The following is a 25,488-nucleotide window of genomic DNA, read 5'->3' as shown; positions in this document are numbered from 1 at the left end:
ACATGGGAGACTCCAGATGGAAGTCATCTACGGCTTGATTCCAGGCATGATCATCCTCGGCCTGGCCGCGGTTGCCGTGCTGTTCTGGGCCGCCCGTAGCGGCCAGTTCGACGACCTGGAGGGCGACGGGCGGCGTATCCTCATGGATGAGGACGAGGCCGAACCGCGCCGCGAAGGCGAACGGGAACGGCAAAGTCCAACGCCCGCAGCGCGTTCGGATGACGGCCCGGTCTAGTACCCCATTCCACCCTATGTCGCGCCCCTGCGGGGCTTGATCAGGGGCACAAGAGTAGGCGGAATAAGTTACGAGCATGGGGTGTCGACGTCAGCTCGCGTCATGGGCCGATGCGCTGATCTCCTCGCTGGGGACCTGGATGTAATTGCCTTGAACGAAATCGGTGCCGCAATTCCAGACCCGCGAGACCGTTTCCTGATTCTCAGGGTGAATCCGCTCCGAGATAGGCGACGAGTTTGTTGTCCGGGTCGGGGGGGCGGTCGATCATGGCAAGATGCGTCAGCGAACAAACATTCAGCGCAAGAGGCGGGCTCTGACGACGCTTGCAATCTTGGGGCTTGGCGAGAGTCCGCCGACCGCGACACCCCCGCTCACGACCGTTATCGCGTACGTCTGCAGGTCGGCGGTGATCAATCCATAACAACCTAGCATCGCGCTGCCGCCGCTATCGATGAAGTCCGACGGTTTGAACTCAAAGACGTTCGTGGATTGCGACTTGATTTGTTCCCATTGCGCCTTGCAATCCTGACCCGCGCCGGTCGATACATGACAGACCCGCCTGATCCCACCATAGGTGAAAACGGCCATGATACAGCCGGTAAACGGGTAGCTGATGACATCCTCGCCATTTGGTGCAACCCAATTGATACCATTCAGCACGAACGGCACGTATTTGTGGCTGCCCTGATAGATCCCGTTGACGATGCCATTCGAACACAGAACGCCGCCGCCAACCACGCCAGCCCCGCTGGTCGGCAACCAGGAAGGCGTCCCCGGAATGATGACTTGCTCTAACATCGACGTGTCTCCGCTATGGATTGAAAGCACGGAAGGCCCCAGCCGCCAACATCGATGCAGTTGCGTCGAGACGACCGCTGCCGCAGGAATAGGTAACCGCCCGCAACGATTTTTCAACCTCCGTCTTCCGGCGGTCGCCTGCCCGGACCCTGGCCGACCCGCTCCAAGCCGGTCTGTCCTGCCCCGCACTCAGATGGGCGCCGACGCGGTGATCCTGGTCCCGGAGTGGCCGGGACGATGCGGCAGCGCAAGCGTTCGCAGCCCGGCTCGAGCTTGGGCCGGGGCCGCGGGTGCGTCAGGTCGTGCTATCGGGTGCGCCTGTGGACTCCCCGTCACCCGCATCCTTATCCTCATCCTCATCCTCTTCACAATCCTCCTGGCACTTTCCGTACTGGTCGGGGTTCTCCCCGATCTTCTCAATCAGGTGTGGGTAGTGGGTGCCGGGGCGCGGATTGAAGGGTGCCTTGCGTGTTCGCGCTACCTGAAAGACCCAAGAATCGCCGTAGTCGAAGTAGTAGAAGAGCTTCCTGTCTTTCGGCAGCGGAAACAACCCGGCCAGCGTTTTTTCGCAAAACGCGTCGCCCTCGCCGTCGAGCCCTATCAGGCCCCGGCTACGCGGTGTTCTGGCGACAAAAAAGTCATAGAGATGATCGTCATCGAAACCGATGGTGCGCTGAATCAGATAGTGTAGGCTCTCCTGGTCCGTGGCAGCGTCCATCTCGAAGACCCGGACCCACTGCGATGTTGCGTACGCACCTCCAAGCAAAGTAATCTTGATGGTCCAGATCATGACGAGGTCTCCAGTTGTTTCATTAAACCAAGATGGGTGTAGTGTCTAAGACAAGGTCTCGACCTTCATCCCGACATTGCCAAACCCACCGGGCTCGTGACAGCGCTTTGCGGTGTCACGCATGTGTCAGGCGCTCTGCGCCGGGAGTGCAAGCGGCCAGAATGCCGATGGAGGCTGACTTGTCTCCGGCATCAGGCCCCACTGTCTATAGACTCCCACATTCCGTTCTGATGCAGCCAGATGGGGTCGGCGTTGCGGAGAACAAATTCTTCCTCCGGCAAGCCGTCAATGATCAGCGGCCGGCGTACCTTTTTTTGTTTTCCGTTCAGAAACACCACCATATATTGCTCATTTCTTCGCTTCTTCGCCGTCTTCTCGGCGGTAGTCAGCTTTCGATTCGGTTTGGCCATGAGCCGGAATCATTAATTTAAGGCTTTTTCGAGGAAGGTGGCGGAGGCGCTACCGGTCGGAGCCCGTCAATTGGTAATCTGAACGGAGAAATTTCCAAACTTGTCGAAGGCCTTGCCATTGTGAGTCCCCGTGGGGTAGTTTGTGACCCAGTGAAATAAGTTGATGTGGCCTTGAGTTCCGACACAACCTTTTCCATTGCAGCGAGCTTCTCCTTCAATGTTTGCACATCTCTGAGGTGGTGGCGAACACCTTCTCGGTACACTTGAATCAAGCTTCCTTTCACGAGTTCCGCAAGTTCTTCGGTTGAGTCAAAATATCTCGGTGAATGGCTGCGCTCCAGGGTGTCCCTGAATCGTTTCAAGTGAGCGGCTTGGGTCTCGCCCTCTGGAACGATATGCCCATGTTGGTCGAGCGGCGGCTGGTTCGGGTGGTTCGAAGTTTTTTTGAAATAGACTTGTATGCTCTTGCCATAGCTCAAGGCTTTTTTGTATTCCCATTCGGTTACGCTTATCGTATACTCCGGCATGCGCAAGTGTTTGGTCAACTGCGCGCCGTTCTTTTTCGAGGTCGAGAAACGTCGAGCTAATAAAGGCTGATGGGTGAGATGTGTTGTCATTAAGTTGCATGGCTATCCTCCAATACAGTTGTATCCTGGATAAAGCGCGGCAGAATCCAGGTTCATGCGGCAAGCCGCTCACTGATCATGTGCATCCAAGGCGGGAGGTAGCACAATGATCAAGAAAACCTGCCCATCGCGCAGGCTTCGATCCGGTTCCGGGTAAGTCGGTCTCGCACTCTTCCTTGGCGCCCTTGCGTGAGAACGACACTCCCGGCGCAGAGCGCCAAACACATGCGTGACACCGCGAAGCGGTGTCATGATCGTGGGGGTAGGCGGTGTCACGCGTGCGCATCGCGTCCCCCTTGGCGTCCTTGGCGCCTTGGCGTGAGCCCCTCTTACTGACAGGCCTCGCACTCAGGATCGAGTATGGAGCACGCCGCCGGCGCCGCCCCGTTACCCTTCCCTTTGTCCAGTGCGATGTAGCTCCCCCCGACCGCACTCAGGCGATTGGCCTTGGTCGCATCCGACATGGTGGATTTCTCCACATGGGTGGCGCCCATGGAGCGCAGGTAATAGGTGGTCTTGAGCCCGCGGACCCAGGCGAGTTTGTAGAGGTTGTCGAGCTTTTTGCCGTTCGGCTCACTCATATAGAGATTGAGGCTCTGCGCCTGGTCGAGCCATTTCTGGCGGCGGCTGCCGGCCTCGATCAACCAGCGGGGGTCGACCTCGAAGGCGGTGGCATAGAGCGCTTTGAGTTCCTCCGGAATGCGGTCGATGGGCTGCGCTGAACCGTCATAATACTTGAGGTCATTGACCATGACGGCATCCCAGAGGTCCAACTCCTTCAGGTCCGCCACCAGATAGGGATTGACCACGGTGAATTCGCCGGAGAGGTTCGACTTGACAAACAAGTTCTGATAGGTCGGCTCGATCGACTGGCTGACACCCACGATGTTGCTGATGGTCGCGGTGGGGGCAATCGCCATGGTGTTGGAATTGCGCATACCGACCGTCTGGACGCGGGTGCGAAGCGTCTCCCAATCCAGCGTGCTGCCGGTGTCCATCTGCAGATAGCCGCCGCGCGCCGCCGCCAGGAGTCCGATGCTGTCGATGGGGAGGATGCCCTGGCTCCACAGGCTGCCGGGGAAGCTCGGATAGCGCCCGCGCTCCTCGGCCAGGTCCGAACTTGCCTGGATGGTGTAATAGCTCAGGTGCTCCATGCTGGTATCGGCAAACTGGACGGCCTCCTGGCTGCCATAGGCGATACGCAGTTTATAGAGCGCATCCTGGAAGCCCATGATGCCCAGCCCGACCGGGCGGTGGCGCAGGTTGGATTTGCGCGCCTGGGGCACGTTGTAGAAGTTGTAGTCGATGACGTTATCGAGCATCCGCATGGCGGTGCGCACCGTGCGTTGCAGGCGCTTGGTATCGAGGCCCTGGTCGGTGACATGGGCGGCCAGATTCACCGAGCCCAGATTGCAGACGGCGATTTCCTGGTCATTGGTGTGCAGGGTAATCTCGGTACAAAGATTACTGGAATGTACCGTCCCGACATGCTGGTTGGTATAGCGCACATTGCACGGGTCCTTGAAGGCGATCCAGGGATGGCCGGTCTCAAACAGCATGGCGAGCATCTTGCGCCACAGGTCGACCGCCTTGAGCCGCTTGCTGACCTTCATCTCGCCACGCTCGGCCCGCGCCTCATAGGCGAGGTAGGCGGCCTCGAATGGCTGGCCCATCAGGTCGTGCAGGTCCGGCGTCTCGTCCGGAGAGAACAGGGTCCAGTGCTGGTCCTCAGCCACCCGCTTCATGAAGAGGTCCGGCACCCAGTTGGCTGTATTCATGTCATGGGTACGGCGGCGGTCGTCGCCGGTGTTCTTGCGGAGATCCAGGAACTCCTCAATGTCGACGTGCCAGGTCTCAAGATAGGCGCAGACGGCGCCCTTGCGCTTTCCGCCCTGATTGACTGCCACCGCCGTGTCATTGGCCACTTTGAGGAAGGGCACCACCCCTTGGCTCTTGCCGTTGGTCCCCTTGATGTGCGCCCCCATACCGCGCACCCGGGTCCAGTCATTGCCCAGACCGCCGGCGAATTTGGACAGCAGCGCATTGTCCTTGATGGCGCCGTAGATACCGTCGAGGTCATCCGGGACCGTGGTGAGAAAGCAGGAACTCAGTTGCGGCCGCAGGGTACCCGAATTGAATAAGGTAGGGGTGGATGACATGAAATCGAAGCTGGAGAGCAACTCATAGAATTCGATGGCCCGCTCTTCGCGGTCGATCTCGTTGGTCGCGAGCCCCATGGCGACGCGCATAAAGAAGGCCTGGGGCAGTTCGATGCGGAGGCCCGCGGCGGTGTGGATAAAGTAGCGGTCGTAGAGTGTCTGGAGCCCCAGATAGGTAAAGTCGAGGTCGCGCTCGGGTTTGAGCGCGGCACCCAGTCGATTGAGGTCGAAGCGGGTGAGTTGGCGGTCCAAGAGCTCCAGGTCGGCGGCGCGGCGGACATAGGCGCTGAAATAGTCGCTGTAGCGCTCGGCGAGATCGGCCTGGGTCTCGACCCCGACACTGAGATCGAGATAACCCAGGGCCTCGCGGCGCATCAGGTCGAGCAGCAAACGGGCGGCCACCTGGCTGTAGGCGGGGTCGCGCTCGATTAGTGCGCGGGCGGACAGCACCAGTGTCTGGCCCACGTCGGATTCGCGCACCCCATCAAAGAGGTTGCGGGTGCTGTCGGTGAGGATCAACGCGGCATCGACGCCACTGAGCCCCCGGCAGGCCTCGTCGAGGAGGCGGCGCAGGCGCGCGCGGTCCAGCGGTTGCGTGCTGCCGTCGGCCAGGGTCACTGACAGCGGCGAGGCGGCCGGCGGTGCGGTCTCGGCGGCGGCCTTGTGGGCGCGCTCGCGGGCGCGCTCATCGCGATACAGGACATAGTCGCGGGCGACCTTGTGCTCTCCGGCGCGCATCAGGGCCAGTTCCACCTGGTCCTGAATGTCCTCAATGTGGACGGTGCCGCCGCCGGGGAGCCGGCGGGTGAGGGCGGCGACGACCTGTTCGGCGAGTTCCTGCACCCGATCATGGACCCGGCTGGAGGCGGCGGCGCTGCCGCCCTCCACCGCGAGGAAGGCCTTGGTGAGTGCCACCATGATCTTGTTGGGGTCGAAATGGGTGACCTTGCCGTTGCGACGGATGACCTGAACGCGCCCCGGGGTGAGGGCGCCGAGCTCGGCACTGGTCGGTTGACCGGTGGACGCCGCGGCTGGGGCGGGCGCTTGAGTCGGCACGGTGGGTACCTGGGCGGTGACTGATGCGGACATGGTTCCTCCTGATCTGGCCTTGGTCTTGGGGTGTACTTAGGGGCGCCCGGCAGTCGGGGCGAGGCGCGGCCGGACGGCTGGGCCGGTTGGCGCGGGCGGGGACGGGACACAATATATACGCCAGTTTTGATCAGTCAACCACTAGATGTTGAGTTTGTCGGCCTTGCGAGGCGGTGGCCGCCGAGTGTGCGGGCGATGCACCAAGGCCTTAACCTCAGGTATACTTCGCGTCCCCCCGCAGACCCGGGCATGACCGGGCGCAACCAAGACGGGGCCACGAATCCTGAGGAGGATTTCGCCGATGAAGGTCAAAGACGCAATGAGTCGTTCGGTGCGCGCGGTCAAGCCGGGCACCAAGATCATGGAAGTCGCCTCCCTGATGTGCCTGCACCGCTTCCACGGGCTGCCCGTGGTCGATGATGACGGGCATTTGATCGGGGTCATCTCAGAAAAAGACGTATTACACAGTCTGTTCCCGCGGCTCGACGATTTGGTGGCCGAAGGGATGCACTCGGTGGACCTGGACCATCAGTTGAGCCTCTACCGGGGCGTGCTGGAGAAGAACGTGGAGGACCTGATGGCCCATACGCCGATCTCGGTGGACGCCGATATGCACCTGTTGCGCGCCGCCACCATCATGGTCCGGCACAATTTCAGGCGTATTCCGGTGGTCGAGGGCGGTTTGCTGGTGGGTATGTTGAGTCTGGGCGATGTCCACAAGGCCATCTTCCACGCCAACATCACCGGTGGGCTCAAGGGCGGCTGAGAACGCCCGCGGTGGCGTGGGGTCCGCTGGGCATCGCCCCGGTGCCCGCGTCGCCCAGGTAGCGGCCATGGCGCCCGCACCAACGTCTGAGCCCCAGTGGTATCGCTGGTGCGGTGAGGATCTGGAGATCACGCTGCGGGTACAGCCCCGCGCGTCCCAGAATTGCTTTGTCGAAGAACAGGGCGGGAGTTTCCGGGTGCGTATCCAGGCGGCGCCGGTCGAGGGCAAGGCGAATGATGGCCTGCGCCGTTTTATCGCCGATGCCTTCGGTGTAGCCCAGTCGCGGGTCGAGTTTTTGAGCGGCGAGCAATGCCGCTTAAAGCGGCTGCTGATCCGTTCCCCTCGCCGTTTCCCTGTGCCAATCGAACCGCCGGTCGCGCCCTCGTCGGCCCGGCTAACGGCCAGGGCGCCCGCTCCCGGCGCGACTTCCACCCTGAAGCGACGGCGTTGAGCGGACAAATCCCGGCACTGTCGGAGCGGCTTGCGACCTACCGGGATTGGAAGGTGCGGGTTACGCACGCGGTGACCGAACTGGCGACCTGGCTCGCAGCGCACCGCCAAGCCACCCCTCGCACCCACGAGCAACTCAGCGCCACCTTGGGGTTCTTGGACCGCGACCGTCTGACGCTGGCCGTGGTCGGCGAAGCGTCCCGGGGCAAGGCCGAGTTGATCAACGCGCTCTTCTTCTCGGACCTGGGGGTGGGCCTGCTGCCCGCGGCGGCGCCCGACACGACCCTGTGCCCAACTGAGTTCCTGTGGGACGCGGAGCATCCCGACCCCTATCTACGCCTGTTGCCGGTGGAGACCCGGGCCGCTGACACCCCGTTGGCGGCGTTCAAGGCCGATCCGCAGCCTTGGGTCCACCGCCCGCTCGATCTGCGCGGTCCGCAACAGCTCGCCGATGCATTAAACGTCATCCTCCAGACCAAGCGAGTCCCCCTGGCGGAGGCTGTGCGGTTGGGCCTGTCGAGTGCCGACCCGACCCTGGAGCGGGCGCCGGACACGGCCGCCGTGGAGATCGCCAAGTGGCGTTATGCCATCGTCAGTCTGCCCCATCCGCTGCTCAAGCAGGGTCTGGTCATCCTATACATCCCAGGTGCTGCCCTTGGGCATGAGCCGGAGCTCACCATCAGCAGGCTGCCTGCGGCGGCGGCGGTGCTCTTGGTGCTGGCCGCCGATGCGGGGGTGACCGACACCGACCTGGCCCTGTGGCAACGCCACCTCAAGGGCGGTCAGGCCGGGCGACAGCGGGCCATCCTGGTCGCGCTGAACAAGGTCGACCGATTGTGGGGCGACGAGCGCCCCGCTGCGGACCAGGCCGCCGGCCAGGACTCCGGCCAGGACCCCGACGCCCTGGTCGCCACCCGCCGACGCGAGGCCGCGGCGGCACTCACGATTGCCGAGGACCTGGTCTTCCCGGTCTCGGCCTGGGCGGCCCTGGCGGCGGCGATGCGCAAGGACGCGGCGCTGCTGCGGCGCAGCGCCTTGCCGGTCTTGGAGCGGCACCTGGCCGACACGCTGCTGGAGACCAAGCGCCAGTCGGCGATCGAGGCGATCGACGCTGGCGCCGGTGCGGTCCTGGAGCGCAACCGCAATCGGATCGGCTCGCGCCTCGCCCACGTCAAGTCACAGTTGCGAGAGCTGGAGCAACTGCGCGACCAGCGCCAAGACGTCATCGCGCAGTTGCTCGGGCCGACCCGGCGCGAACAGGAGCGCTATCTCAAGGGCGTGCAGCGCTTACAGCAGACCCGTGAGACCTTGCTCACGCAGACCAGCCAATGCCGACGGTTGTTGGAGCGTGACGTGATCGACGCGATGGTGGCGCGCGCCCAGGACGAACTGATGCATAGTTGGAGTACCGCGGGGCTGCGGCGTGCCATGAAGGGGTTGTTCGACGAGCTACGGTTGGCCATGCAAACCGTCGCGGTCGACAGCGAGGGCATCCGCAAGCAGGTGCGCGAGACCTATCAGGTCTTCCGCGACGACTTCGCGTACGATCTCGCCACCCCCCAGGTCTTCGCGCCCATGCGCTATCGCCTCGAGATCGAGCTGCTGTATCAGGAGGTCGAGGCGTTCCGGCACAGCCCCGGCATGGCCCTGTCCGGGCAGGGAATGGTGATCCGGCGGTTCAACCAACAACTGGTGAGCCGCGCCCAGGCACTGTTCGAGCAACTGCGCCTGGCCTATGATGGCTGGATGCGCGACAGCCTGCAGCCCCTGGTCGACGAGGTCCAAGAGCACCAACTGATGATGCAGAAGCGGCTCGAAAACCTCCAGCGGATCGGCCGTTCTAAGGATGCCTTACGCAGCCGTATCGACGTCATGCAGGGCCAGTCGGAGGTCTTGGCCGAAGAGCTCAAGGCCCTGCGCACGATCCACAACGCCTTGCACGATGATCCATTCTAAAGGAGAAAATCCGATGTTAAAGCGCCTGGCCCTCGCGGTCTGTGCAGCGGGTGTCCTGCTCCAGGGTGCCCAGACGCTGGCCGCGGAGAGCACCCGCGTGGGTGAGTTCACGATTTACCATAGTGCCTTTACAGCAGATACCCTGACCCCGGAGATTGCCGCAGCCAATGGCATCCAGCGCGGTAAAGGCTTCGGCGTGTTGAATGTGAGCGTGATCAAGCAACAAGCCGGAACCACCGGCACCTCCGTGAAGGCCCTGGTGGACGTGGACCTGGTCAAAGACAAGGTCCGCACCGGACAGGTTGTCATGCACGAGGTTGCGACCCAGGGCGCCGTGTCTTACCTCGGTCAGTTTCCCATCGCCAACGGCCAAGAACTGAACTTCGAGATCCGTGTCCGCCCGGCCGGCACCCCCGAGACCACGACCATCCACCTGCGCCAGGAATTCTTTACCGAATGACTGGTGCCTCTGGCTATTTTGATTCGGTGTTAACAACGTGAAAAATCGCCCAGTGGGCGATTTTTCACGCGAGCTGCCACAGTGCGTAGAGGCCGCAGCCGACGATGAAGAGTCCGGCCGTCTGTCGCCATCGGCGCTGCTCCGCGAGGCGGGCGGCGGCGCCCGCAAGCAGGCCGATGCCGAGCAGGTTCGGCAGCGTCCCGGCGCCAAAGGCGAGCATCACCAAGGCACCGTCGCGTGGGCTGCCGGTCGCCACCGCCGTGATCAACACGCTGTAGACCAGGCCGCAGGGGATCCAGGCCCAGATCAACCCGATCGCCAGCGCCTGATCCAGTCGCCGCACGGGCAGCCAGCGGCGGGTGAGCGGCTGCAGCCGACGCCAGAGCAGGAGCCCCAGGCGCTCGACCTGCGCCAGTTGGCGCCACCAATCGCCCAGATAGAGTCCGAGCAGGACCATGACCACGCCCGCCAGGGCGTAGAGCCCGCGGGCGACTAACTGGAGCGAGTCCAGTTGCAGGAGGATGGCGCCCAGGCCGCCGGCGAGTGCACCGGCGAGGCCGTAGCCGGCCACCCGGCCCAGGTTGTAACCGAGTTGCAGAGGCAACAGGCGCCACGGATCGCGGCGGCGGCGCGGGTCCAACCCCAGGGTTAGTGAACTTACCAGCCCTCCGCACATGGTGAGGCAATGCACTCCCCCCAGCAGGCCGACCAGGAAGGCGGTGACATAGGTGCCGTGTGCGATCAAATGGTGTGCGATCCGGTTGGGAGAGCGAACTGGGATATGACTGTCGGCGGGCGGCGGCAGGCGCGCGCCATGATACCGCATGCTGCTGAACTGAGCGCCTTTCGCGCGGGACTTCCCTGGGGCTGGATCAGGGTTTTCGGTTTCCGGCATGGTGTATCATTGTGCCCTCAGCCCGCACCTGTTTCGTGACCATGCAAGCCTATCAACGCGATTTTCTCAGTTTTTCCGCCACGGTGGGGGCACTGCGATTCGGCGACTTCACCCTGAAGTCCGGCCGCCGCAGTCCCTATTTTTTCAACGCGGGGCTTTTCGATACCGGTGCCCGACTGGCGCGGCTGGCCGATGCCTACGCCCGACGGATCAGCGATTGCGGCTGCGCCTTCGACATGCTCTACGGCCCGGCCTACAAGGGTATCCCGCTGGCCGCGGCCACCAGTATCGCGCTGGCGCGCGACACCGGGCGGGACCTACCCTTTGCCTTCAATCGTAAGGAGGCGAAGGACCATGGGGAGGGTGGGGTCATCGTTGGGCGCCCGCTCGCCGGACGGGTGCTGATCATCGACGACGTGATCACCGCTGGCACCTCGGTGCGGGAATCGATCGAGGTAATCCGTGCCGCCGGCGCGCAACCCGTGGGGGTGGTCATTGCCTTGGATCGTCAGGAGCGCGGTGCCCACGACCGCTCGGCCGTGGCTGAGGTCCAGGACTTGTTCGGCATTCCCGTGTTCAGCATTGTGACGCTTGACCACCTGATTGGCTGTTTAGACGATTTTGCGATCGATGAGGCATTGCGTACCGCGATGCGTACCTACCGGGTTTCTTATGGGATCTGACAACATGAAACATTCGCGCTTGATTCAGTCAGCGCTGCCCCACGCCCCGCGGTCATCCGCACGGTGCTGGCCCGCGCTGACCTTGCTGTGTGCGCTCAGTGTGGTCGGCAATGCGGCCGCGGGTACCATGTTTCGCTGGGTGGACGAGAAGGGCGAGGTCCATTATACCGATCAAATCCCGCCGAGCCAGAGCGAGCGGGGCCATGCAACCATGAGTAAGCAGGGTTCGCGCATGGACGTGGTGGCGCCGGCCAAGAGCCCGGAGGAGCTCCAGCGCGAAGCTGAATTGGAGAACCAGCGCGCCCAGCAGACCGTGTTGCGTGAGCAACAAATGGCCGCCGATCGGGTGCTGCTGCGGACCTATCATTCGGCGGACGATATGCTGATGGCCCGGGATGGCAAGGTCGCGGCGCTTGACGTGGCCATCCAGGTGGCCCGCGGTACTGTCCGGCAGCAGCAGGACCGGATGCGCAAGCTACGTTCCGAGGCGGCCGACCTGGAGCGCGCGGGCAAGCCGATTCCCCAGACCCTCACCGACAGCCTACAGAAGAGTGAGCGCACGATCCGCGAGTCCTACGAGACGATCGTCGCTCGGGAGCAGGATAAGGCCGCAATCCGCCAAGACTTCGATGGCGACCTCAAGCGCTTCCGCCAGCTCAAGAACCTCCCCGACGACCCCGCCGCGGCGCCGCCGGAGGCGGCTCAACTCGCCTTGCGCAACCTGGTGACCTGCCCGGACACGGCCCAATGCGACCTGTACTGGGGGCGGGCACTCGCCTATGTCCAGGCCCATGCCACCACCAAGATCGAGGCCTCCGGTGCCACCATGCTGATTACGGCGCCGCCGGAGACCCCCCAGGACGTGGGCCTAACACTCTCGCGTATCCCGGACAAACAGGGATCGGCCGCATCCATCTTTCTGGATCTGCAATGCAGAAATAAATCACCCGCCAACGCCAATTGCAGCGCTGACAACGCCAACGCCGCCAAGGTCCTGAACGAGTTCCGCGATGCGGTGACCGGGGCCCCGGCCACCGGCGCGCCCCCCGCGGGGGCGCTACCCTAAGTCAGCGGCGACGGATCAGGGTACCGACCCCCTCGTCGGTAAATAGGTCGAGCATCACCGCGTGTTCGACGCGACCGTCGATGATATGGGCGCTCTTCACTCCGCCCTGGACTGCGTCGAGTGCGCATTGGATCTTGGGGAGCATCCCCCCGCTGATGACGCCGGAGCGGATCAACTCATTGACCCGTCCGACATCCAACTCGGGGATCAGGGTGCCGTCCGCATCCAACAGACCGGAGGTGTTGGTCAGCAGCAACAGCTTCTCCGCCTTCAACACCTCCGCGACCTTACCGGCCACCAGATCGGCATTGATGTTGTAGGAGCGGCCATCGGCACCCACCCCGATGGGTGCGATGACCGGGATGAAATTGCCCCGGACTAGCAGGTCGACCACCGCGACATCGATGCTCTCGACCTCGCCCACATGGCCTAGGTCGATAATCTCCGAGGCGTTGAGCTCCGGCGCATCGCGGCGCAGCAACAGCTTGCGGGCGTGTATCAGGTCCCCGTCCTTGCCGGTCAGACCGACCGCAGCGCCGCCGTGCCGATTGATCAGACTGACGATCTCCTTATTGACCAACCCGCCCAGGACCATCTCGACCACATCCATGGTCTCCGCGTCGGTGACCCGCAGTCCCTGCACGAATTCGCTCGCCTTCCCCAGACGCTTGAGCAAGGAGCCGATCTGGGGGCCGCCGCCGTGGACTACCACCGGATTGACCCCCACCAGCTTCATCAAGACGACGTCGCGGGCAAAGCCCTCCTTGAGGTTCTGGTCGACCATGGCGTTGCCGCCGTACTTGATCACCACCGTCTTGCCGCTGAAGCGGCGGATGTAGGGCAGGGCCTCGATAAGGACATGCGCGATAGTTTGGGCGCGCTCGACCGGCAAGGACATCGTGTGTTGTTCCTGGTTTGTTTCTGAAAGTGTTCGTGGTGTCAGGGCTTGGTCGAGGCGTTCGCGCCCGCCTTGGGCGCAGCCGGCCGCGGCGAGGCGGCCGTCTTGGGGTCCAGCCCAGCCGCGAGGGCATCGTGAACGGATGGCGAATTGAGATCGAGTCCGTCAGGCAGGTCGATATCCATCTCCAGCACCTCGATGTTGGATTGGCGCGGTGCCGCGCGCAGCGGCGGCTCAGTCGGCGGCGGCGGGGCTGACGGCGCTGCCGTCACGGCAACCGCCGGTGCGTCCGGCAGCGGGGTCGGTGGGGTGGCCCGCACTGGGGCGGGCGCGGGACGGCGCGCGGGTGGCGCTGGGGCCAGGGTCAGGCGGGCCAGCAGGGCGATGCTCTCTTGGTGGGCATTCTTGACCTCGGCGATGTGCGCGTGGATCTGCCGCGGCGGGTGATGCTCCACGGCGTCCTCGATCAGGATGGTGAAGCCCTGACAATCCAGTAACAAGGCCGCTCGTTGGGCGCGGTAACCGCGCCAAAGCACAGCGCCGATGAGTCCCAGGACGGCGAGGAACAGCCCCCCCAGTTCGCCCAGCAGCCAGGGGTCGAGGTCTGCGGGTGGCGCCCAGGCAACCGCGCGCAGGCGCGTGCCGGCGATCTGGGCGGTGAACTCAGGTGGTGCCGCGGGCGCGGCGGCACCGACGTTGGCCACCGCCGTCCCCGCCACTTGCTGGAAGAGAATCTGGCCGCGTCCGCCGGCGGCAATCACCGGGTTCGGCAGCAGCGACATGGGCAACGCCACATGGACGACCCCGAGCGCCTGTTCACCGGATTCGTCGAGCACCGGTACCGCCACCGCCAGATGCGTGTCCGGTTGGCCCAACTTGTGGACCTCGACCAGGGACAGGGCGCGTTCCTGGGCCGCCTTTTGCACCATGTCCAGTCCCGCATAGCTCATGAATGCGATCCCCTCCAGCGAACTGCTCTGCGCGGGGGCGAAGAGGTGGATGCTCAACGCCCCCGGCACAGTGCGCAGCAGGGCCGCCTCGCGCTCACGTAGCACCGCGGCGTTGCCGCTCTGGCGCAAGGCCGTGCGCAGCGCCGGGTCCGTTCGCCAGGCCGCCATGACGGTGCGCACCCGCGCCAAGTCGGCCGTGACCTGCGTGACCAGCGTGTTGAGCGCGCCCTCCAGGTGCCGACGTGCGTCCGCGCTGTCGCGGGCGCTCCACAGATACAGCAGTAAGAGTGCGGTCAGCAGCAAGAGCGCGGCGATGCCAACAAAGCTCTGGACCCAAAAACCCTTGAGCGGTACGGCATGATCGCCGTCCGCCGCCTTGTGTCGCGTGTCATCCGTCCGCGCAGATACCATGCCGTGTCTCCCCATCGCGCAACCCGGCGGGCGCGCAAGCTGAATGATCCCGGATCGGCCGGTGCCGTCTTAGTGCTGACCCGTGTGGCCGAAGCCGCCGACGCCTCGCGCCGACTCGGCAAAGTCAGTGACCAGGTCCAATTGGGCGTGCAGCACCGGGACCAGCACCAGTTGCGCAATCCGCTCGCCAACCTCGACCCGGAAGGACTCGCCGCCGCGGTTCCAGCACGACACCAGGAGTTGGCCCTGATAGTCCGAATCGATCAGGCCGACCAGATTGCCGAGCACGATACCGTGGCGGTGCCCCAGTCCCGAGCGCGGCAGGATCAGGCCGGCAACCCCGGGGGCGGCGATATGGATCGCCATCCCGGTGGGGATCAGCTCGCAACCCCCGGGCGGCAGGTCGAGTGGGGCCGCCAGCATGGCCCGCAGGTCGAGCCCGGCGGCGCCCGCGCTCGCATAGTGCGGCAGCGCAAACTCAGTCCCCAGGCGGGGGTCCAGAATCTTGACCTCAAGACGATGCAACATACCGCTCCGCAATCAACAGGGCCAGTTCCCGGGCGAGCTGGGTCTTGGGCATCATGGGCAACTCCCGGCGGCCGTCCGGCCACAACACGGTCAGTGCGTTGTCGCTGCGCTCGAAGCCGCCTTCAGTCGCCCCGACCCAGTTGGCGGCGATCATGCGCAGCCGCTTGGTGCGCAGCTTGGCCAGCGCGTGGTCTTCCAGCCGGTCGGTTTCGGCGGCGAAGCCAACCGTGAAGGGCGGGCTTGGCCGGGCCGCGACCTCGGCCAGGATATCCGGGTTACGCACCAGACGCACCACCAGTTCGGCGTCCGCCTTCTTGATTTTCTGCGGGGCTGGGGCGGCGGGCCGATAGTCCGCCACCGCCGCCGCGGCGACGAACAGATCGACCGCGTCGACCCGCGCCAGCACGGCCGCGTGCATCTCACCGGCGGTCTCCACGTCGACCCGCGCGACCCCAGCCGGGGAGGGCAGGGCCGTCGGGCCGCTGACCAGGGTCACCCTGGCCCCCAACTCGGCCAGGGCCGTGGCCACCGCGTAGCCCATGCGCCCGGAGCTGCGGTTGCCCAGGTAGCGCACCGGGTCGAGCGGTTCGCGGGTGGGGCCGGCAGTGACCAGTGTACGTACCCCGGTCAGCGGACCTGAGTCCAGCCCCGGGTCGGCGGCGAGCAGGGCCGCGACCAGCTCCGCGGGCTCCAGCATCCGTCCCGGCCCGTGGTCGCCGCAGGCCTGACTGCCGACGCCCGGGCCCAGGACCTGCACGCCGCGGCCGCGCAGGCGCTCCAGGTTCTCCTGGGTCGCCGGGTGGCGCCACATCTGTTGATTCATCGCCGGGGCCAGATACAGTGGGGCGGCCGTGGCCAGCACCAGGGTGGTCGGCAGGTCATCGGCCAGCCCGGCGGCCAGCCGGGCGATCAGGTCGGCGGTGGCCGGGGCCAACAGGACCCGATCCGCCCAGCGGGCCAGTTCGATGTGGTCCATGCCGGCCTCAGCGGCTGGATCGAGCAGGGCCGTGCGCACCGGATGACCGGAGAGCGCCTGGAAGGTCAGCGGGCTGACGAAGGCCGTCGCCGCGGCCGTCATCACTACCCGCACCGCACAGTCGCGCTCGCGCAGGCGCCGCACCAGGTCCGCGGCCTTATAGGCGGCGATACCGCCGCTCACGCCGAGCAGTATGTTCATCCAGGGATTGGCACCGTCGAGGGATTTGATCTAGCCTTAGGTCGTGACCACGGGCCTTGAATGGCCTAAAGTGTACCCGATCCGCGGGGGCTTCGTCGCCAACGACGCCGCCCGCACGGTTCGGGAGCGGGCGGCGAGCGGATGTTGAGCGGGAGGCGAGGGGCATGGCAATTACCGATTGGCCCGCGGACGAGCGCCCGCGGGAGAAACTGCTGGAGCGTGGGGCCGAGTCGCTGACCAACGCGGAGCTGCTGGCGATCTTTCTGCGCACCGGCATCCCCGGCAAGAGTGCGGTCGATCTGGCGCGCGACCTGCTCACCACCTTCGAGGGGCTGACCGGCCTGATGGCGGCGGACGAGCGCCGCTTCTGTGCGGTCAAGGGCCTCGGCCCGGCCAAGTACGCCCAACTCAAGGCGGTGATGGAACTCAGTCGCCGCTATCTGCTGACCCGGGTCGCCGATCAAGACGTGCTCACCAGCCCGGAGGCGACCCGTGACTTTCTGAAACTCAAGCTCTACGGGCTCCCTCACGAGGTCTTTGCCTGCCTGTACCTGGACAACCGCCACCGGGTGATCCGCTATGAGGAGCTGTTCCATGGGACCATCGACGGTTCAAGCGTCCATCCGCGGGAGGTGGTTCGGCGCGTGCTGGAGACCAACGCCGCCGCGGTGATCTTCGCCCACAACCATCCATCCGGGGTGGCGGAGCCCAGTCAGGCGGACCTGCGGATCACCCAGCGGCTCAAGGAGGCGCTCGCCCTGATCGAGGTGCGCGTCCTCGATCACCTGATCATCGGCGAAGGACCGGGGACCTCGCTGGCCGAACGGGGGCTGCTGTGACTGGGCGATGGGTTCGGCCCGAGTCTGCCGCCGTGCCCCGGTTGCCGTGACTTTACATAATATACATTATCGGCCGTCTTCGCCATGGGGCCAGGAGGCTTAGGGCCGCGTAACGCCTGTTCCCTAGCCCAGTGACTGTGTATAGAATCTTCCCGCATCACGTCGAAGGAAACCGGCTTTCGTGCCGAAAGCCGTCCTTGCGCGTGTCATCTCTCTTGCAGAATCTGGCCCCTGCTGTGAGGCTCCATGGCCGTGCAGGATTCACGGCCAACGAGGTCTCGCGCGCTATTCGAGAAACGCGACGCCAATCTTGACCACACCTTCTCCCAGCTCCCTGATCCAGCGGATCTCTGCCGCGAGCGGCGCCAGGTTCTCGACCCGCACCATGCAGATCATCCCGGCGGTGAGCCAGTCCTGTTGCAGTGTCACCAGCCCGCAACCGGCCAGCGCCTCGTTGACGATCAGTGCAGCGAAGGCGGGCTTAAACTGGCTCTTGTCCTCGTATACCCTGGGGTCGATCCATGCCACCGCGCCATCGTTGGGCGGAAAGCGCGTGCCTTGTCGAATGGTATAGTCCACTGTGAACTCCTCGAAATTTAATCGCTTTTAGTTTATCAAACCGCCGCGGCGACGTGTCAGCGCCGCGGCGGGGTTAACCGCGCACGACTATTGACCTTGATTCAGATAGATCAATCCACCCACCACCAGCAAGACCGCCACGACGGCAAAGGCGATCTTCCACGCCGACCAAGGCCGCTCACCCTGCACCTCGCCCGTCTGGCCATTGACCAGGAAGCGCCAGGTCTTATCGGCATACTGATAGGTCGACAGCCACACCGGCAGCAGGATGTGCTTGAAGCGGATCTGATGGTAGCGCGGCGTCATCTGGTGGATCCGCTGCTCATCGCCGCCGATGTCGCGACAGATGGCGGCGCGAATCTGCGGCTCCATGCGCGCGCGCGCGGCGGTGAACCCGTCCTCCAGCCCGATCTGGTAGGCCTCGACGGTGAAGCCGGCCAGATAGTCCTCGCGATAGGGCTGTAGGCCGGTCAGTTTCCAGGGTTCCAGATGGTTCAGATAATCGCCCGGCAGGGACTGGCTGGCGGGCACCAGCACATCGTCGAAGCCCACCGCCACCTGCCCCGCGGCCGGGTGCCAGCGGGTGTGCTGCACCTCACGCGTCTTGGTCTCGCCATTCTCGACATAGCGCTCGGTGACATAATAGTACACACCGCGTTCGCCTCGGTAAGGCGTGACGGTATCGCTGTCATAGGTCCAATAAGGAAGATAGATGCCCTTGAGCCCGCTCGCCGCGCGATAGGCCTGCTTGAGCGCATTGGGGGCAAACCACAGGCCCTTGATCCAATCGCGAAACTGCGTGCGTGCCCGCGCCTCGGGGATGTCGAAGGGTGCCACGGCGCGTGGCGCAATGGTGCGACCGGCATAGGCATTGCCGGCAATCAGCGGGATGGCACAGAACGGACAACGGTCGGCGGTGACATTGGCCGGTAGTTGGGAGGCCGCCCCGCAACCCGGACACTTGACCGTCTGGCGCTCGATGGCCGGTTCATTGCCGACCGCTTGGGCTAGAAAGGCGGCATAGTCAAGCTCTTCGAGCGCCTGTGCGGTGTCCTGCGCGGCGGGTTGCGCCACCGCGTTCTCGCTCCCGCAGTAGGGACAACGCAGCGCCAACTGACCGGGGGCGAATTCCAGCTTGGCACCACAGGCAGTGCAGGGATAGACATGGGTCGACATTGTCATCGTCTTTAACTTGGGGGCGTCACTGAGCGCTAGTGCGGCGGCAGTGGCGGCGGCATCTGGGCAAACCAGGGCGCCAACTCGGGCTGCTCACCGGCCGGCACCCAGGCGGCCATGCCCTGCCTCCAGACCAAGGATTGGCGCTGCAACTGCCCGGATTGAATCTGCGCCTGTAACAGGGCAAGATCGAATGGCCCGGTCTGCTGGCCATCGCTGGCGACAAAAAAGCTCACCGCACCCGGTAACGGGGGAGGCGTGGCGGGACCGGCCGCCGGTGCCTGGGGCGCCGTCTGGAACAGGCCGCCCATGGCCTGATTGAGTCCGCCGCCGACCCCCATGCCCAGCACGGCGCCGACCGTACCCGGATTTTGCGCCGCATCGCGGATGGACTGGGCGGCCTGGTACTGGGCAAACTGGTTCATGTTGCCAATGGCGCGCATGGCGCCCTGCTGGTCGATGGCCTTCTCAACCTCCTCGGGCAGGCCGATATCCTGGACCTGGACCTCGGTCAGCGTCAGACCGAACTTGTCGAAATCAGGCGCGATTTTTTCCTTGAGCCGCTCGCCTAGGAGGCTGACCTTGCCTTCCAAGTCGATGACCGGCAGACCGGCCTCCGGCATGACCTCCTTGATCCGCGAGCCCACCTTGCCGCGCAGATTGTCCTCGATATCGCCGACCGTGAATTCGGCCTTGGTACCGACCAGCTCGACCAGCATGAGCGTGGGGTTCTTGATGCGGATGGCATAGATGCCAAAGGCGCTCACCCGCACCACACCGAACTCCGGGTCACGCATGGTGGCGGGCCCGGGCGTGCCCCACTTGAGATCGGTGAAGATGCGGGTGTTGAAGAAATACACCTCCGCCTTGAAGGGCGAACTGAAGCCGTATTTCCAGCCCTTGAGCGTGGTCAGGACCAGCATGTTATCGGTGGTCAGCGTATACATGCCGGGCGCGAATACATCGGCCACCTGGTCCTTGCCCAATTGACCCTCATTCACCATCACGGCCAGTTGGCCTTCGCGCACGGTGAGCTGGGCGCCCATCTTGATCTCGTGTTGATATCGCTCAAAACGATGGACCAGCACATCGGGCCGGTCTTCAGTCCATTCGACGATGTCGATGAACTCCGAGGTCAGTTTGCCCCACAAGCCCATGTCACCACCTCCGAATCAATTTGCTGGATACCGATTTAACAAAATTTCTTGAGGTTATCAAGTACAGTCGCTATTTGCTCTCTGGTCCAGAGACACATCGCTCTCTCGTAATCCGGGCCTCTGCCATCATTGATCCGGCAGACTGTATTTTCTGGGAAAAAGTACGGCTCAGCGAATAGATCAATACGCCGGAACTCACCGGTTTTGATGTCGTGGTTTCGCACCATCGCCCCATTTTTAAGATGGGTCGTTGTTAACAGAAAAGGTATTTCAGATTCCAGGAAGTTCTGGAGCACTGAGCGGGTGTCGCGAAAAGAAAAATGAAATAAGCAGTCGCGACATATCATTAAATCCGCGGGCGGAAAACGACCATTTATAAGGTCGATATGTATAAACTCGGTGCTGATGTTTCTGAATTTTGAATTATGCCCTTCGATCAGTGGCTTAACGATATCGCCGCCGATGTAACTGATGCCTTTGCAGTTATCTAAAACACAACGCATCCAGCGAAAATCGCCGCAAGGAGCATCGAAAATTTTCTTTACCGAAAGCTTGCCTAACAGTATGGGCAGCTCAGTCCTGATGTTTTCCGTATAGGCAAGCGTCGAGCCGTCACCGCTGACGCTCTCGTCGTTGCTCCAGTGGTTGCGAGTAAAAATCTCGGTGAAAATAGCTTCGGCGTTGCCGCGTTTTATAAGATAACTTAACTTTGCCCTATTGAAAGCAAGCGCCGGGTACCTTAGAATTTTAAAAAAAGTCGCAATAATTCCATTGCGTGCGATAGAGGTAAGCGTTTTTTTCAAAAGGCTAAGTTTTTGCGCTTCCTGTGTCACAGACAAGACTCCAAAAATAATTATCAAAATTAATGCGTATCGATTTTAGCATACTTCACTAAATAATGTCAATTGCTTTATTTCTGGCTCCGTGAATTGCTTATTGGAGCGCGCTCCCGGCGCGACTTTCACGATAATGCTCAGCCCTTCCACACTCAGGACCAGCCCCAAGCGTGACCGCCTTTGATCCGCTGCAACTCTTCGCTAGTCTGGTCGGTTCCGCCGCTTGGCCGGCGCTACGCCTGATTCTGCACCTGGCCTTCTTCCTCGCCGCGTGTGTGATCCTGTGGCGCGCCTGGACGCAACTTCGACCGGTCGACGCGCCCCCTTCGGGCGGCATTGCGCCGCTGCTCGCCTTGCTCACGGTCTTCCTGGCGGTGCTCCTCTACCAGGCGAGTTGGCAACTGACCGGGCTCTTTCGACCACAGTTTGTTGCCTTCATGCAGTCCCACGATCGCCGTGAGTTCAACCCGGCCCACCGCATTGCGCGCGGGCGTATCCTGGACCGGCGCGGCCGGGTCCTGGCACTGAGCCGGGAGGTCGACGGCCAGGTCTATCGCGTCTATCCATTCGGCGCCGCCTTCGCCCACACGGTCGGTTACAGCGACCCCCGGTTTGGTGCGATCGGTGCCGAGGCAGCGGGCAACGCCCAACTCAATGGGGCGACGCCGCGGACCCTGGCCTCCTGGGGCGAACTGGGTCGCCAATTGCTGACCAAGGACCAGCGCCCGCGCGGCCAGGACCTGACACTGACCCTGGACAGCGAGCTACAACTCCTGGCCTTGCAGCGGCTGGGGGATCGCGCCGGGGCGGCGGTGCTGATGCGTACCCGTGACGGCGCCTTGCTGGCGCTCGCGACCAACCCGGCCTTCGATCCCAATCACTTGGCCCCCGACCTGTTCCGCTCGCCAGCGCCGGGTACGCCGCTGTTGAACCGCGCCACCCAGGGGCTCTATCCGCCGGGCTCGGCGTTCAAGGTGGTGATGGCCGCGGCGGCGATCGAGGCCGGCTTCACCGGCACCCTCAACTGCCCGGCGCAGGGCTACACCACCTCGCGACAGTACCCGCCGATCCGCGACCACGAGTTCTACAGCGCACGCACGGCGGGCCGCGCCTGGTCCGGGGCCGGCGCACTGGACCTGCCGACGGCCTTCGCCCAATCGTCCAACGTCTTCTTCGCCCAACTCGGCGTGCGCTACGGGCATGAGGCCTTCGCCCGCACCGGCGAGCGGTTCCAGTTCGACCGGCAAGTCCGGTTCTATCCGGGGACCGACCGATACGGGAGCCTGAGCACCGGCCGCCTGCCCCGGCTAGCAGCAACCGACCGCTACGGGCTGGCCCAGGCGTCCATCGGCCAGGGCCGCGTGCTCGCCTCACCCCTGCATCTGGCGACCATCGCCGCGGCGGTGGCCAACCGGGGGCTTGCCATGCGCCCTCGCCTGTTGGCCCAGGACCCCCCGGCGTCTTTGGGTCAGTATATGTCGGCGTCGACCGCCGCTCGGTTGGCCGGGATGATGCGCAAGGTGGTCACCGAGGGGACCGGTCGCGGCATCAATGGCGCCGACTTGGCCATCGCCGGCAAGACCGGCACCGCCGAGAACCCAAGCGGGGCCGCCCATAGCTGGTTTATCGGTTTTGCCCCGGCGGCCGACCCAACGCTCGCGGTGGCGGTGCTGGTGGAGCATGGCGGGTTCGGCGCCAGTGTGGCGGCACCCATCGCCCGCGACCTGCTGGTCAAAGCGCTCGAATTGGGGGTCGGGCCATGAGCGCCCCGCTCAACGGGTCGCGCGCCGGGTTCGCCGCCAGTTGGGAGCGGCGTCACGGCGAACGTGAGTTGCTGCTCTCCTGCATCGGCTGTATGGCCTTGGGCTTCGTGTTGATCCTGGGGGCCGACGCCGCCGACGGCCGGCACCTCGCCGCCACCGATCTGCTGCCGCTCGTCCTCTACGCGCTCTGCCTGGTCGCGGTGCATCTGACCCTGGTGCTGACCGGCTTTCGCGGCGATCAGGTCTTGACGGCGACCGTCGCCGGGCTTGCCGGCTTCGGTCTGCTCGCCCAGGTCCGCATGGGGGGCTTCCAGGGCGACTCCGGCGCCCTCACCCCATGGCTGGTACCGGCCGGGCTCTGCGTCATGACCGCCGGCGCCCTGATTTTTGCCAACGGGCGCTATCGGGTGCTGGCCCGTGGGCTCTGGCTGTGGGCCGCGCTCTCATTGCTGCTGGTCGTCGCCCTGCTGGTCACCGGCCAGCGCTTCCGCGGCGCGGTCTATGCGCTGGGATTCACGACGCCGACCGAGGCGCTCAAGATCACGGTGGTGCTAGGGCTTGCCACGTACCTTGAGCGACATGGCCAGGCCCTGGCGCGTTGGCACGCCGGTCTGCCCCCCTGGCGTGCGCTCTGGCCGCTGCTCGCCTTCTGGGCGGTGCTGACCGGGCTGTTGGCGTTGCAACGCGACCTGGGGATGGTCATGATCCTGGGGGTGGCCTTGCTCGCCGTGCTGGTGAGCGCCACCGGGCGCATCGGCTATCTGGTTTACGGACTGCTGGCCGCGGTGGGACTGGGTTCACTGCTACTCATGTTCTTCGCACACGGGCAGCGCCGCATCGACACCTGGCTGGACCCCTTCCAGGACCCGACCGGCGAGGGCTGGCAAATCCTTCAAGGCCTGTCCGGGATGTACGCCGGGGGCCTGTGGGGCGAGGGCTTTGGCATCGGCAGCCCCGAATACACCCCGATCGCCGCCGCCGATTTCATCTATTCTGTGATCGGCGAGGAACTGGGATTCCTGGGTTGCGTCGTGGTGGTCCTGTTCTTCCTGGTCCTGTTCCAGCGCGGGATCGCGCTCGCGGGCCAGGCACGCTCGCCGTTCGGCCGACTGCTTGCCGGCGGGTTGACCGCCGTGCTGGCCGTCCAGACCCTGCTCAATATCGGCGGCGTGACCAAGTCGATCCCACTGACTGGCACCACCCTGCCCTTCATCAGCCACGGCGGTGCCAGTCTGCTCACTGCCTTCGGCGCCATCGCGTTGTTGCTCGCGATCTCCGACGGCGAGCCGGGCCGGGCCGACAAGCCGCCCAGGGCGACCCGCAGTCGCGCCACCGTTGGGGTGCCGTCGCCCGGGCAGCCCAGGAAGGTCCGACGCAAGGTCGTGCCGCCGGCGCCGAACCTGCCGGGGGACTGAGACGGAAAATGGCCGCATCGCGGTTGCTCGCGATGTCATCGGCGTCGGTCACGGATGAGATAACCGTCCGCCATGTTCCTTCGGCGTAACCCCTTCTCAATGTTGGTTCTACGGAGACGTGCCGCAACCATGTTCAAGTCCAAACGCACCGCCGAGCGCACATCCCCGCGGAAAAAACATATTCTGATCCTGGTCGAGAATCTCCCCGTCCCCTTTGACCGCCGGGTCTGGCAGGAGGCCACATCCCTGGCCACGCGCGGCTACGAGGTCTCCGTCATTTGCCCCAGAACCAGAGGCTATACCGAGCGCTACGAGCTGTTGGAAGGCGTCCACATTTACCGTCATTTTCTTCCTCTTGAGGCCGACGGCGTCGCCGGGTTTATTCTGGAGTATGCCAGTGGCCTGGTTGGTCAAATGACGCTCGCCCTGAAGGCGTATCGGCGGAGCCGTATCGATGCCATACAAGCCTGCAATCCCCCGGACTTGCTCTTTCTCGTGGCGGCCCCCTTTAAGCTCCTTGGCGCGCGGTTTGTGTTTGACCATCACGATCCATTTCCGGAGCTATTCCAAGTTAAATTTCCCAGACTGAAGCGCCTTTATCGGGCAACCCGCCTGGCGGAATGGCTGACCTTCCGGATGGCGGATCGGGTGATTAGCACCAGTGAGTCCTTGCGCCGCATGACGGCCGAGCGTAACGGCAAGACCCTTGACCAGATCACGCTGGTGCGCAGTGGCCCGGATTTACAGCGACTGCAGCACCCGCCCCCGGACCCTGCATTACGGGAAGGTTTTTGCCATTTGGCACTCTATATTGGGATCATCGGGCAGCAGGATGGGCTGGATCTGCTGATGCAGACCGTCGCCCACCTCGTGTATCGGATGGGGCGTACGGACACCCTATTCCTGGTGGTTGGCGATGGACCGCGGAAATCCGCCATCGAAGCGCTGGCGACGGAACTGAAAATCGCACCGTACCTGCGTTTTACCGGCTATCTCAGTGGCGCCCCCTTATTTGCGCGTCTGGCCAGCGCGGATATCGGGCTGTGTTGCGACCCCAAGAATGCGATGAACGACACGCTATCCATGAACAAAGTCATGGAATATATGAGCTTTGGCTTACCCGTGGTCCAGTTCGACCTGACTGAAAATCGGCTGCTGGCTGGCGACGCCGCCGTTTACGCCGGCGACGACAATGACCCGCAAACCTTGGCCGAGGCGATCGCGGCCCTCTTGGACGATCCACCACGCCGCCAGACCATGGGTAACCTCGGGCGTCACCGGGTCGACACGGATCTGGCCTGGTCCAACCAGGTCGCCGCCTATCTGGGGGTGTATCAGGCGTTAATCGGTGCCCCGTGAGCGCAGTCCCGGCTGCC

The 25,488-nt window shown here is 64.0% G+C and carries 24 protein-coding genes and 1 pseudogene; 11 read left to right on the top strand and 14 right to left on the bottom strand.

Annotated features, from left to right (window positions below; genetic code table 11):
* Positions 1-16: 16 nt before the first annotated feature.
* Entirely contained in the window at positions 17-235 is a 219-nt protein-coding gene (gene ccoS / locus QZX93_RS10670; RefSeq protein ID WP_295389154.1) for a cbb3-type cytochrome oxidase assembly protein CcoS, read from the top strand.
* Positions 236-529: 294 nt separating this feature from the next.
* Here ccoS and QZX93_RS10665 read toward each other — a convergent pair whose 3' ends face one another.
* From QZX93_RS10665 to QZX93_RS10645, 5 genes are all read right to left on the bottom strand, one after another.
* A complete protein-coding gene (locus tag QZX93_RS10665) occupies positions 530-1,033 on the bottom strand; it encodes a hypothetical protein (protein WP_295389153.1) in 504 nt (167 codons plus the stop codon).
* Between the two features lie 295 nt (positions 1,034-1,328).
* Positions 1,329-1,823: a hypothetical protein gene (locus QZX93_RS10660; RefSeq protein WP_295389152.1), complete on the bottom strand. Its 495-nt coding sequence runs from the start codon at positions 1,821-1,823 to the stop codon at positions 1,329-1,331.
* A 191-nt stretch (positions 1,824-2,014) separates the two neighbouring features.
* Complete coding sequence (locus tag QZX93_RS10655; protein WP_295389151.1) at positions 2,015-2,233, bottom strand: hypothetical protein; 219 nt, start codon at positions 2,231-2,233, stop codon at positions 2,015-2,017.
* 17 nt (positions 2,234-2,250) lie between these two features.
* Entirely contained in the window at positions 2,251-2,850 is a 600-nt protein-coding gene (locus tag QZX93_RS10650; RefSeq protein WP_295389150.1) for a hypothetical protein, read from the bottom strand.
* A 338-nt stretch (positions 2,851-3,188) separates the two neighbouring features.
* Entirely contained in the window at positions 3,189-6,107 is a 2,919-nt protein-coding gene (locus tag QZX93_RS10645) for a ribonucleoside-diphosphate reductase subunit alpha (protein ID WP_295389149.1), read from the bottom strand.
* Between the two features lie 301 nt (positions 6,108-6,408).
* On the opposite strand from QZX93_RS10645, the gene QZX93_RS10640 reads away from it, so the two are divergent.
* From QZX93_RS10640 to QZX93_RS10625, 4 genes and pseudogenes are all read left to right on the top strand, one after another.
* Entirely contained in the window at positions 6,409-6,873 is a 465-nt protein-coding gene (locus QZX93_RS10640) for a CBS domain-containing protein (RefSeq protein WP_295389148.1), read from the top strand.
* A pseudogene (locus QZX93_RS27345) lies at positions 6,818-7,147 on the top strand (DUF167 family protein); the annotation flags it as partial. The gene QZX93_RS10640 and the pseudogene QZX93_RS27345, both read left to right, overlap by 56 nt.
* 35 nt (positions 7,148-7,182) lie before the next feature.
* The gene (locus QZX93_RS10630; RefSeq protein WP_366760166.1) at positions 7,183-9,279 is read left to right on the top strand and encodes a hypothetical protein; all 2,097 of its coding nucleotides are present in this window, start codon (positions 7,183-7,185) and stop codon (positions 9,277-9,279) included.
* Between the two features lie 13 nt (positions 9,280-9,292).
* Positions 9,293-9,739, top strand: a complete 447-nt coding sequence (locus QZX93_RS10625) for a DUF4426 domain-containing protein (RefSeq protein ID WP_295389145.1) — start codon at positions 9,293-9,295, stop codon at positions 9,737-9,739.
* Between the two features lie 64 nt (positions 9,740-9,803).
* On the opposite strand, the gene QZX93_RS10620 is transcribed toward QZX93_RS10625, so the two are convergent.
* Positions 9,804-10,484 (bottom strand): sulfite exporter TauE/SafE family protein, encoded by a 681-nt coding sequence (locus QZX93_RS10620; RefSeq protein ID WP_295389144.1) that lies wholly within the window; start codon positions 10,482-10,484, stop codon positions 9,804-9,806.
* Between the two features lie 191 nt (positions 10,485-10,675).
* Here QZX93_RS10620 and pyrE point away from each other — a divergent pair, with 191 nt between their 5' ends.
* On the top strand, positions 10,676-11,317 hold the full coding sequence (gene pyrE, locus QZX93_RS10615) for an orotate phosphoribosyltransferase (RefSeq protein WP_295389143.1): 642 nt from the start codon (positions 10,676-10,678) through the stop codon (positions 11,315-11,317).
* A 4-nt stretch (positions 11,318-11,321) separates the two neighbouring features.
* A complete protein-coding gene (locus QZX93_RS10610; RefSeq protein WP_295389142.1) occupies positions 11,322-12,383 on the top strand; it encodes a DUF4124 domain-containing protein in 1,062 nt (353 codons plus the stop codon).
* Between the two features lies 1 nt (position 12,384).
* On the opposite strand, the gene argB is transcribed toward QZX93_RS10610, so the two are convergent.
* The 4 genes from argB to coaBC all read right to left on the bottom strand — a co-directional run bounded on the left by argB (position 12,385) and on the right by coaBC (position 16,347).
* Positions 12,385-13,281 carry an acetylglutamate kinase gene (gene argB, locus QZX93_RS10605; protein WP_295389141.1) on the bottom strand — a complete coding sequence of 299 codons (897 nt, stop codon included), beginning with the start codon at positions 13,279-13,281 and terminating at the stop codon, positions 12,385-12,387.
* A 41-nt stretch (positions 13,282-13,322) separates the two neighbouring features.
* Complete coding sequence (locus tag QZX93_RS10600) at positions 13,323-14,642, bottom strand: hypothetical protein (RefSeq protein WP_295389140.1); 1,320 nt, start codon at positions 14,640-14,642, stop codon at positions 13,323-13,325.
* 69 nt (positions 14,643-14,711) lie between these two features.
* A complete protein-coding gene (dut, locus tag QZX93_RS10595; RefSeq protein WP_366760164.1) occupies positions 14,712-15,167 on the bottom strand; it encodes a dUTP diphosphatase in 456 nt (151 codons plus the stop codon).
* Positions 15,154-16,347: a bifunctional phosphopantothenoylcysteine decarboxylase/phosphopantothenate--cysteine ligase CoaBC gene (coaBC, locus tag QZX93_RS10590; RefSeq protein WP_295389138.1), complete on the bottom strand. Its 1,194-nt coding sequence runs from the start codon at positions 16,345-16,347 to the stop codon at positions 15,154-15,156. The genes dut and coaBC overlap by 14 nt, the downstream gene beginning before the upstream one ends.
* Positions 16,348-16,511: 164 nt before the next feature.
* On the opposite strand from coaBC, the gene radC reads away from it, so the two are divergent.
* Positions 16,512-17,186, top strand: coding sequence for a DNA repair protein RadC (gene radC, locus QZX93_RS10585; protein WP_295389137.1), 675 nt, complete (start codon positions 16,512-16,514; stop codon positions 17,184-17,186).
* Between the two features lie 285 nt (positions 17,187-17,471).
* Here the strand turns inward: radC and QZX93_RS10580 are convergent, their stop codons facing one another.
* The 4 genes from QZX93_RS10580 to QZX93_RS10565 all read right to left on the bottom strand — a co-directional run bounded on the left by QZX93_RS10580 (position 17,472) and on the right by QZX93_RS10565 (position 20,931).
* Positions 17,472-17,765 carry a hypothetical protein gene (locus QZX93_RS10580; RefSeq protein WP_295389136.1) on the bottom strand — a complete coding sequence of 98 codons (294 nt, stop codon included), beginning with the start codon at positions 17,763-17,765 and terminating at the stop codon, positions 17,472-17,474.
* An 87-nt stretch (positions 17,766-17,852) separates the two neighbouring features.
* Positions 17,853-18,947, bottom strand: coding sequence for a hypothetical protein (locus QZX93_RS10575; RefSeq protein WP_295389135.1), 1,095 nt, complete (start codon positions 18,945-18,947; stop codon positions 17,853-17,855).
* Positions 18,948-18,976: 29 nt separating this feature from the next.
* A complete protein-coding gene (locus QZX93_RS10570; protein ID WP_295389134.1) occupies positions 18,977-20,098 on the bottom strand; it encodes an SPFH domain-containing protein in 1,122 nt (373 codons plus the stop codon).
* Between the two features lie 35 nt (positions 20,099-20,133).
* Positions 20,134-20,931: a class I SAM-dependent methyltransferase gene (locus QZX93_RS10565; protein WP_295389133.1), complete on the bottom strand. Its 798-nt coding sequence runs from the start codon at positions 20,929-20,931 to the stop codon at positions 20,134-20,136.
* A 173-nt stretch (positions 20,932-21,104) separates the two neighbouring features.
* Here QZX93_RS10565 and QZX93_RS10560 point away from each other — a divergent pair, with 173 nt between their 5' ends.
* From QZX93_RS10560 to QZX93_RS10550, 3 genes are all read left to right on the top strand, one after another.
* Positions 21,105-22,697: a penicillin-binding transpeptidase domain-containing protein gene (locus tag QZX93_RS10560; protein WP_295389132.1), complete on the top strand. Its 1,593-nt coding sequence runs from the start codon at positions 21,105-21,107 to the stop codon at positions 22,695-22,697.
* Positions 22,694-24,112: an FtsW/RodA/SpoVE family cell cycle protein gene (locus tag QZX93_RS10555; protein WP_295389131.1), complete on the top strand. Its 1,419-nt coding sequence runs from the start codon at positions 22,694-22,696 to the stop codon at positions 24,110-24,112. Before QZX93_RS10560 ends, QZX93_RS10555 begins: the two co-directional genes overlap by 4 nt.
* A 129-nt stretch (positions 24,113-24,241) precedes the next feature.
* Positions 24,242-25,471 (top strand): glycosyltransferase family 4 protein, encoded by a 1,230-nt coding sequence (locus QZX93_RS10550; protein ID WP_295389130.1) that lies wholly within the window; start codon positions 24,242-24,244, stop codon positions 25,469-25,471.
* The last annotated feature ends 17 nt before the right edge of the window (positions 25,472-25,488 follow it).

This window comes from uncultured Thiodictyon sp. (assembly GCF_903946935.1).
In the GTDB taxonomy this organism is placed as follows: Bacteria; Pseudomonadota; Gammaproteobacteria; order Chromatiales; family Chromatiaceae; genus Thiodictyon.
This window is presented reverse-complemented; position numbering and strand designations above follow the sequence as displayed.

Excerpts from the sequence above, each read along its gene's own strand:
- argB (WP_295389141.1), bottom strand. The coding sequence starts at position 13,281 with ATGTCCTTGCCGGTCGAGCGCGCCCAAACTATCGCGCATGTCCTTATC.
- QZX93_RS10575 (WP_295389135.1), bottom strand. The coding sequence starts at position 18,947 with ATGACAATGTCGACCCATGTCTATCCCTGCACTGCCTGTGGTGCCAAG.
- QZX93_RS10630 (WP_366760166.1), top strand. The coding sequence starts at position 7,183 with ATGCCGCTTAAAGCGGCTGCTGATCCGTTCCCCTCGCCGTTTCCCTGT.
- QZX93_RS10600 (WP_295389140.1), bottom strand. The coding sequence starts at position 14,642 with ATGGTATCTGCGCGGACGGATGACACGCGACACAAGGCGGCGGACGGC.
- QZX93_RS10550 (WP_295389130.1), top strand. The coding sequence starts at position 24,242 with ATGTTCAAGTCCAAACGCACCGCCGAGCGCACATCCCCGCGGAAAAAA.
- QZX93_RS10645 (WP_295389149.1), bottom strand. The coding sequence starts at position 6,107 with ATGTCCGCATCAGTCACCGCCCAGGTACCCACCGTGCCGACTCAAGCG.
- QZX93_RS10655 (WP_295389151.1), bottom strand. The coding sequence starts at position 2,233 with ATGGCCAAACCGAATCGAAAGCTGACTACCGCCGAGAAGACGGCGAAG.
- QZX93_RS10555 (WP_295389131.1), top strand. The coding sequence starts at position 22,694 with ATGAGCGCCCCGCTCAACGGGTCGCGCGCCGGGTTCGCCGCCAGTTGG.
- radC (WP_295389137.1), top strand. The coding sequence starts at position 16,512 with ATGGCAATTACCGATTGGCCCGCGGACGAGCGCCCGCGGGAGAAACTG.
- QZX93_RS10570 (WP_295389134.1), bottom strand. The coding sequence starts at position 20,098 with ATGGGCTTGTGGGGCAAACTGACCTCGGAGTTCATCGACATCGTCGAA.
- coaBC (WP_295389138.1), bottom strand. The coding sequence starts at position 16,347 with ATGAACATACTGCTCGGCGTGAGCGGCGGTATCGCCGCCTATAAGGCC.
- pyrE (WP_295389143.1), top strand. The coding sequence starts at position 10,676 with ATGCAAGCCTATCAACGCGATTTTCTCAGTTTTTCCGCCACGGTGGGG.
- QZX93_RS10625 (WP_295389145.1), top strand. The coding sequence starts at position 9,293 with ATGTTAAAGCGCCTGGCCCTCGCGGTCTGTGCAGCGGGTGTCCTGCTC.
- QZX93_RS10640 (WP_295389148.1), top strand. The coding sequence starts at position 6,409 with ATGAAGGTCAAAGACGCAATGAGTCGTTCGGTGCGCGCGGTCAAGCCG.
- ccoS (WP_295389154.1), top strand. The coding sequence starts at position 17 with ATGGAAGTCATCTACGGCTTGATTCCAGGCATGATCATCCTCGGCCTG.
- QZX93_RS10665 (WP_295389153.1), bottom strand. The coding sequence starts at position 1,033 with ATGTTAGAGCAAGTCATCATTCCGGGGACGCCTTCCTGGTTGCCGACC.
- QZX93_RS10660 (WP_295389152.1), bottom strand. The coding sequence starts at position 1,823 with ATGATCTGGACCATCAAGATTACTTTGCTTGGAGGTGCGTACGCAACA.
- QZX93_RS10650 (WP_295389150.1), bottom strand. The coding sequence starts at position 2,850 with ATGACAACACATCTCACCCATCAGCCTTTATTAGCTCGACGTTTCTCG.
- QZX93_RS10610 (WP_295389142.1), top strand. The coding sequence starts at position 11,322 with ATGAAACATTCGCGCTTGATTCAGTCAGCGCTGCCCCACGCCCCGCGG.